Raw genomic sequence first — 6,063 nt, 5'->3', positions numbered from 1 at the left:
AGAAACGGCAATTGACTGGAATCAGGTTATTTTTAAAGGATTGGTAATCAAAGGTATTTATGGGCGTGAAATGTTTGAAACCTGGTATAAAATGATTGCCATGCTGCAAAGTGGTTTAAATATTCAACCGGTAATGACCCACCATTTCCCAGTTGATCAGTACGAACAAGCATTTCAAATTATGGCATCCGGTCAATCAGGTAAAGTAATTCTTGATTGGTAAGGGCGTGGCGTTTTAAGAGGATTGGAACTTTATGGCACAGTATATTTTCACTATGAATCGGGTGAGCAAGATTGTTGAAAACCAACGATTTATTTTAAAAGACATTTCATTAAGTTTTTACCCCGGGGCAAAAATTGGGGTTTTAGGTTTAAATGGTTCGGGTAAGTCGACCTTATTAAGAATTATGGCTGGAGTCGATACGCAACACGAAGGTGAAGCAAGACCTCAACCAGGTATTCGTATTGGCTACCTGGAGCAAGAGCCACAGCTGCATCTGGAAAAAACGGTTCGAGAAGTCGTTGAAGAAGGTGTTGCTGAAATCAAGGAAAAGCTCGCTCGTTTTGATGAGATCAGTATGCGTTTCGCAGAGCCAATGAGCGATGATGAAATGAACACGCTTCTGGAGCAACAAGGTGAGTTGCAAAATGAAATTGAAGCATGCGGCGGTTGGGATCTAGACAGGCAACTTGATGTTGCTGCAGATGCTCTTCGATTGCCAGAATGGGATGCTGTTGTCGGCAAACTGTCTGGTGGTGAGCGCCGACGCGTAGCACTGTGCCGTTTATTACTTTCTAATCCTGATATGCTGTTACTCGATGAGCCAACCAACCATTTGGATGCAGAAAGTGTTGCCTGGTTAGAGCATTATCTTGAAAGTTTCCCAGGCACTGTCGTAGCCATTACGCATGATAGGTATTTCCTTGATAATGCGGCAGAGTGGATTTTAGAACTGGATCGCGGAGAAGGCATTCCATATAAGGGCAATTATACTTCCTGGCTTGAACAGAAAGAAGAACGTCTGAATATGGAGAAAAAACAGGAAGATTCACATCAACGCGCAATAAAAGCAGAGTTGGAGTGGGTACGTACCTCGCCCAAAGGCAGACATGCCAAGAATAAAGCGAGATTGGCCCGATTTGAAGAAATGAATTCAAAAGAGTTTCAAAAACGTAATGAAACTAATGAAATTTATATCCCACCAGGTGAGCGTTTGGGTGATCTGGTACTTGAAGGTGAAAAAATCTGTAAATCATTTGGCGACAGAATATTAATCGACAATCTTGATTTCGTACTGCCTAAAGGTGGAGTTTTAGGAATTATTGGACCCAATGGAGCAGGTAAATCCACCTTCTTAAAAATGATTACAGGCCAAGAACAACCTGATAGCGGTACTATTCGTGTTGGAGAAACGGTACAAATGGCTTATGTAGATCAGATGCGTGATGACTTGAATAATAATAATTCAGTCTGGCAGGAAATTTCAGACGGGCATGATATTATGCAGGTAGGTTCTTTCCAAATGCCTTCTCGTGCTTATGTGGGACGCTTTAATTTTAAAGGAACGGATCAACAGAAGAAAATGTCTCAGTTGTCAGGGGGCGAACGAAATAGAGTACATCTGGCCAAATTACTGAAAAGTGGCGGTAACGTATTACTACTTGACGAACCCAGTAATGATCTGGATGTTGAAACCTTACGTGCTCTGGAAGATGCGGTTCTGAATTTCCCTGGTTGCGCTATTGTCATTTCGCATGATAGATGGTTTTTAGATAGAATCTGTACTCACTTAATGGCTTTTGAAGGCGACTCGCAAATTACGTTTTTTGAAGGTAATTATAGTGATTATGAGGCAGACAGAAAACGTCGCTTGGGTGATGATGCGAATAAACCATCACGAATAAAGTATCGACGATTAAAAGATTAAGTTTAGTTATTCTATCCAGGTCACTCATCGATGTATTGGTTATGGGTGACTTTGGATCTTATTGTGGAGATAAAATCTAAATGAAAAAGTTACTTTGGTTGGGTTTGTTCCTTTGCCTTGGTCTTACTTCCTGTGTGGAATATGACGAATCTACCTTAATTACGGATGATGCGGGATATGTTCATAGAACGACCCATTATTTAAGAGATAAAAGAGGGCGTGATTATTTTCCTATGCAAATAAAAGCACCGGGAGAGCGGCAGTTTATTTTTGATCCTAAAGCTTCTGCATGGGCTGCTTATGATGCGGAAGGGAATCGGGTTATGACTGGTAGTGGTTCTGCTGGTGTTGATGTGTGTGAAGAAAACTCGAATCAATCATGCCGTACAATTACAGGTACATTCCGTATTTACAATAAACATGGTGCAGAATGCCGTTCCGGAGAATATCCCGTAGATACAAAGGGCGGTGCTAAGATGCCTTATTGTATGTATTTCTATCAAGGATTTACCATTCATGCTGCTTATGATGTACCTAATCATCCTTCAAGTCATGGATGTGTCCGTGTCTTGCCAAGTGCCGCAAAATGGCTAAATGAAGAGTTCATGCGTATAGGAACTAAAGTAATTGTATTAGCCTATCCAGATCAAAATGGGGTAAGAAATTCTGCAGCAGTAAAGAGATAATTATTCAGGTGTAAATCTGGCTGATTAACTGCCCGCATTGAGCTCTGCTGATGCGGGCTTTTTTATTTTTCAATCATTTCATTTTTTGAATGTGTTGATGCGATAGGGAGTATATATGTCAGGGAACAATGTTCGATGGGCAATTTTGGGTACAAGTTTTATTTCTGAAGTAATGGCAAAAGCAATCCATGCTTCAGCTACCAGCCAGCTTGTTGCCATTGGAAGCAGAACTGTGGCTTCAGCCCAACAGTTTGCACATCAGTTTTCGATACCGAAAATATACGACGATTATCAAAAATTACTTGAAGATCAAGATATTGATGCAGTTTATATTGGCTTGCCTAATCATGTTCATAAAGAATGGATTCTTCGCTCTGCCTATGCGGGTAAGCACATTTTATGTGAAAAACCTTTGGTACTTACATTTGAAGAGGCAGAAGAGGTTATTGCCGCCATTGATGAAACTAAAGTGTTTTGTATGGAAGCATTAATGTATCGCTTTCATCCATTTACCCAAAAATTACAAGAGCTTTTTAAACAACAAATTCTTGGTGATATTAAATTATTTCAGGCAATCTATACTGCTCCTATTGCGGATTTAGCTAATCCGGTTGCGGGAGGCAGTATTCGAAATTTAGGTTGCTATCCAATCTCTTTAATTCGTTTATTGGCAGGTTCAGAACCAATAGAACTAATCGCGACAGGGCGATTAAATCCGAAAACTCAAGCAGACAATCAGGCCAGCGCTCTTTTAACCTTTGAGCATGGAGTTATGGCGGTGGTTTCTACAGCAGATGATCTGGAAATGGTTTGGCAGTTTGATGTGTTTGGAACTAAGGGACATCTTAAAGTACTAAGTAATCCCTGGTTACCAGAAACAACAAACAATAAATTCCTTATCCAACTCTATGACGATTCAAAATCGTATGAGGTAACTGTTGAGGCAGAAAAACCTCTATATACTTATCAAATTGACACTGTAAATAATCATATAATGACTGGTGGCTATAGCAAGGACAGCGACGCGATGTCATTGATTGATAGTGTAGCAAATATCAAAATCTTGGAAGCCTGGCTAAAACAGGTTGAGAGCCGAAAGGCACCGTCGAACACTATGGGGGATGCCAAGGTATCTATCCCAGGCACCATGCCACATTATTGTTAGGCTGTTACTTTCTCGCAGGGGGCTAGGGTACTGAATACCGTGGCTTGACTGCGGTATTCAGAAATCTTCCTGTTGGGGTTCATTTCAGTAGCAGTGAATTGGCTATACCTCTATCTTGATTTTAAGATCAAGAACATTGGCATTGATATTTACAAATCCAGTGGTTAAGGGAACGGAATTATTATTCACCATTACTCTATTTTGCATCGTTGGATAGGAGAATACCCGGCCATAAATTAATTCTATTGTGGTGCTGGGATTGACATGATAATCCCCAATTATTCCCAGGAAATATTGAATATCTGAAGGGAACACTATTGTTCTAAGATCATTATGTTCTGGCCCATCATCAATCATTCCCGCCAGAGTCAGTCCTAATTTTTCGGTAAACTGATTTCTCAGTGCTGCAAGAACAGCATAAGAACGATCAAAGTGCATATCAAAGACAAAATTACTGAATGGAGGAGGGGCTGCAGTATTGTACAGACGAGCGTATTGGTTCACATTCCATTCACTTTGGAAGGCTTGTAAGCTAATCAGCCAGGAGGGGTTAAAAATATGAACATAACTGACGACAGTAGTTGCGGGCATACTGAACGTAAATAAGAAATTATCGCTATAATTTGAACCCAGTTCACTGTATCCACTGGTTTTCTGCCTTATTCTCGAATAATAAGTCAGGCCAAAAAAATTGGTCTGGTTAATAATATAGGTGGCTCCAAGGTTAAATCCTAAACCAAAACTGGAGGATTTATTGATGAGGTTTGCATAAGTGTCTGGCCTCGTAGGAAAGGCCCAGTTTACTTCATTATTCAGCAGAAAATTGAAATTTAATCCTCCGCCTATTTGCAGTTTTTCACTCAGCGCATAAGACATTTTAGGGCTGACATCTACATCAGTAAGATAATTTTGCGTGGCTGCATATCTAGTGAATGAATCATTCCCCCAATTCAGGTTTGAATTGAATGGCTCTGTAGCATCCAACGCAAATACTGCTTTATCATTGAGTCGTTTGGCAATACGCCCATAGGGGAGTAAGGTATAGGTTCTTGAATGGCTTACCCCACTGTCATACTGGTTCGTATTAAAATTAAGTACGCTACCTTTAAAGGTAAGATCAGCATATGAACCTGTACCACCAATCAAAAAAGCTCCTTTTTTTACTTTGAATAATTCTGATGGATTGTTATAGCTGATCCCAGCAAAATACTGTATTACGTTTGCTTGTGCATTTAACGCAAGCAGGCATAATACCCCAAGAGATAGTTTGTGCATGATGTTCCTATAATCAGAGCAGCATCTCATGGAATAGATGCTGCTTATTTAATGGTTTAGTTAGGTGAGGCAGGGGTATTTGTTGTGCCTGTGTTCTGGTTTTGCTGGTTTGAACCATTATCGATAGGTGTAGGCTGAGTTCCTGAATTGGAAGGCGTGGTGGTTGCTGCAGGTGTAGACGTATCCGAATTTTGAGTTGGAGTTTGAGCGTCTGTAGTACTATCTGTAGCACCTGGAGTTGTTGGTGAACCTGTGTTTGTATTGTTTGGTTGAGTGCCCACAGCTACTCTTGGAGTGGCAACCATTTGAGTGATACCAAGATCACCTGATACTTTACGGCCTATAGTGACATTAACGTTAAGTAATTGAGTCACTTTTTCTTTGTCATTTTGATATACAACCTGTAAAGGCAAGGTAACTTTCCATTCATTTGGCGTTGCTTCAGTTATTTGCGCCTGGCCATCTAATTGACTGCTTACTGTCAGATTTTGCGTTTTAATTGCCTCAATGTTTCCAGATTTTTGTAATGCAGAACTAAATCCTGTCCACCCTGGCTCAGTAAAACAGCTTTGCAGTTTTTGTAACTGAGCATCCAATGATGCAGGTTCAAAATCAAAAGCCTGAGTTACTGCCTTTTCAGACCAGGTTAATACCAGGGATTGATCTATGATTTTTGTTTCTGCGGGGATTTTATAATCGCAATTGATTACAGGGGGAGCTTGTTGTTCTACTGGTGCTGTTTGTGTTGGTTGTACTTGCCCATTGCTCGGTTGTTGATTTGTAGTTGGAACCGGTTGAGTGGTTTGTGGTTGGACATTTTGGTTCTGCGGGTTTATCTGATTGGTTGGTGTATTCTGGTCTGCTGCTGGTGTTGGAGTCGTTGTAGTCGTGACACTATTCGTTGTGTCCTGAGTTTGTACCTGTCCAGCAGGTTGGGTTGCTTCTGCATGTAATTGAGTGCATATAAGCGTCAGCAGTGCACCCCATAACATCGATTTCTTCATGAATA

The 6,063-nt window shown here is 40.7% G+C and carries 5 protein-coding genes and 1 pseudogene; 4 read left to right on the top strand and 2 right to left on the bottom strand.

Annotation, left to right across the window (positions count from 1 at the left end; all coding sequences use genetic code 11):
• The 4 genes and pseudogenes from tdh to Q0495_RS13380 all read left to right on the top strand — a co-directional run.
• Positions 1 to 223, top strand: a pseudogene (gene tdh, locus Q0495_RS13395) (L-threonine 3-dehydrogenase); the annotation flags it as partial.
• Between the two features lie 31 nt (positions 224 to 254).
• Positions 255 to 1,928, top strand: coding sequence for an energy-dependent translational throttle protein EttA (gene ettA, locus Q0495_RS13390; protein ID WP_298627169.1), 1,674 nt, complete (start codon positions 255 to 257; stop codon positions 1,926 to 1,928).
• Between the two features lie 80 nt (positions 1,929 to 2,008).
• Complete coding sequence (locus Q0495_RS13385) at positions 2,009 to 2,614, top strand: L,D-transpeptidase (RefSeq protein WP_298627167.1); 606 nt, start codon at positions 2,009 to 2,011, stop codon at positions 2,612 to 2,614.
• Between the two features lie 115 nt (positions 2,615 to 2,729).
• Positions 2,730 to 3,779 (top strand): Gfo/Idh/MocA family oxidoreductase, encoded by a 1,050-nt coding sequence (locus tag Q0495_RS13380; RefSeq protein ID WP_298627165.1) that lies wholly within the window; start codon positions 2,730 to 2,732, stop codon positions 3,777 to 3,779.
• A 102-nt stretch (positions 3,780 to 3,881) separates the two neighbouring features.
• Here the strand turns inward: Q0495_RS13380 and Q0495_RS13375 are convergent, their stop codons facing one another.
• Positions 3,882 to 5,054, bottom strand: coding sequence for an OmpP1/FadL family transporter (locus Q0495_RS13375; RefSeq protein ID WP_298627164.1), 1,173 nt, complete (start codon positions 5,052 to 5,054; stop codon positions 3,882 to 3,884).
• Positions 5,055 to 5,110: 56 nt separating this feature from the next.
• The gene (locus Q0495_RS13370; RefSeq protein ID WP_298627163.1) at positions 5,111 to 6,058 is read right to left on the bottom strand and encodes a DotI/IcmL/TraM family protein; all 948 of its coding nucleotides are present in this window, start codon (positions 6,056 to 6,058) and stop codon (positions 5,111 to 5,113) included.
• Positions 6,059 to 6,063: the final 5 nt, after the last annotated feature.

Source organism: uncultured Legionella sp., from assembly GCF_937871865.1.
In the GTDB taxonomy this organism is placed as follows: Bacteria; Pseudomonadota; Gammaproteobacteria; order Legionellales; family Legionellaceae; genus Legionella.
The sequence above is the reverse complement of the archived record's forward strand: the minus strand, read 5'-3'. Positions and strand labels throughout refer to the sequence as shown.

Excerpts from the sequence above, each read along its gene's own strand:
- Q0495_RS13370 (WP_298627163.1), bottom strand. The coding sequence starts at position 6,058 with ATGAAGAAATCGATGTTATGGGGTGCACTGCTGACGCTTATATGCACT.
- Q0495_RS13380 (WP_298627165.1), top strand. The coding sequence starts at position 2,730 with ATGTCAGGGAACAATGTTCGATGGGCAATTTTGGGTACAAGTTTTATT.
- Q0495_RS13375 (WP_298627164.1), bottom strand. The coding sequence starts at position 5,054 with ATGCACAAACTATCTCTTGGGGTATTATGCCTGCTTGCGTTAAATGCA.
- ettA (WP_298627169.1), top strand. The coding sequence starts at position 255 with ATGGCACAGTATATTTTCACTATGAATCGGGTGAGCAAGATTGTTGAA.
- Q0495_RS13385 (WP_298627167.1), top strand. The coding sequence starts at position 2,009 with ATGAAAAAGTTACTTTGGTTGGGTTTGTTCCTTTGCCTTGGTCTTACT.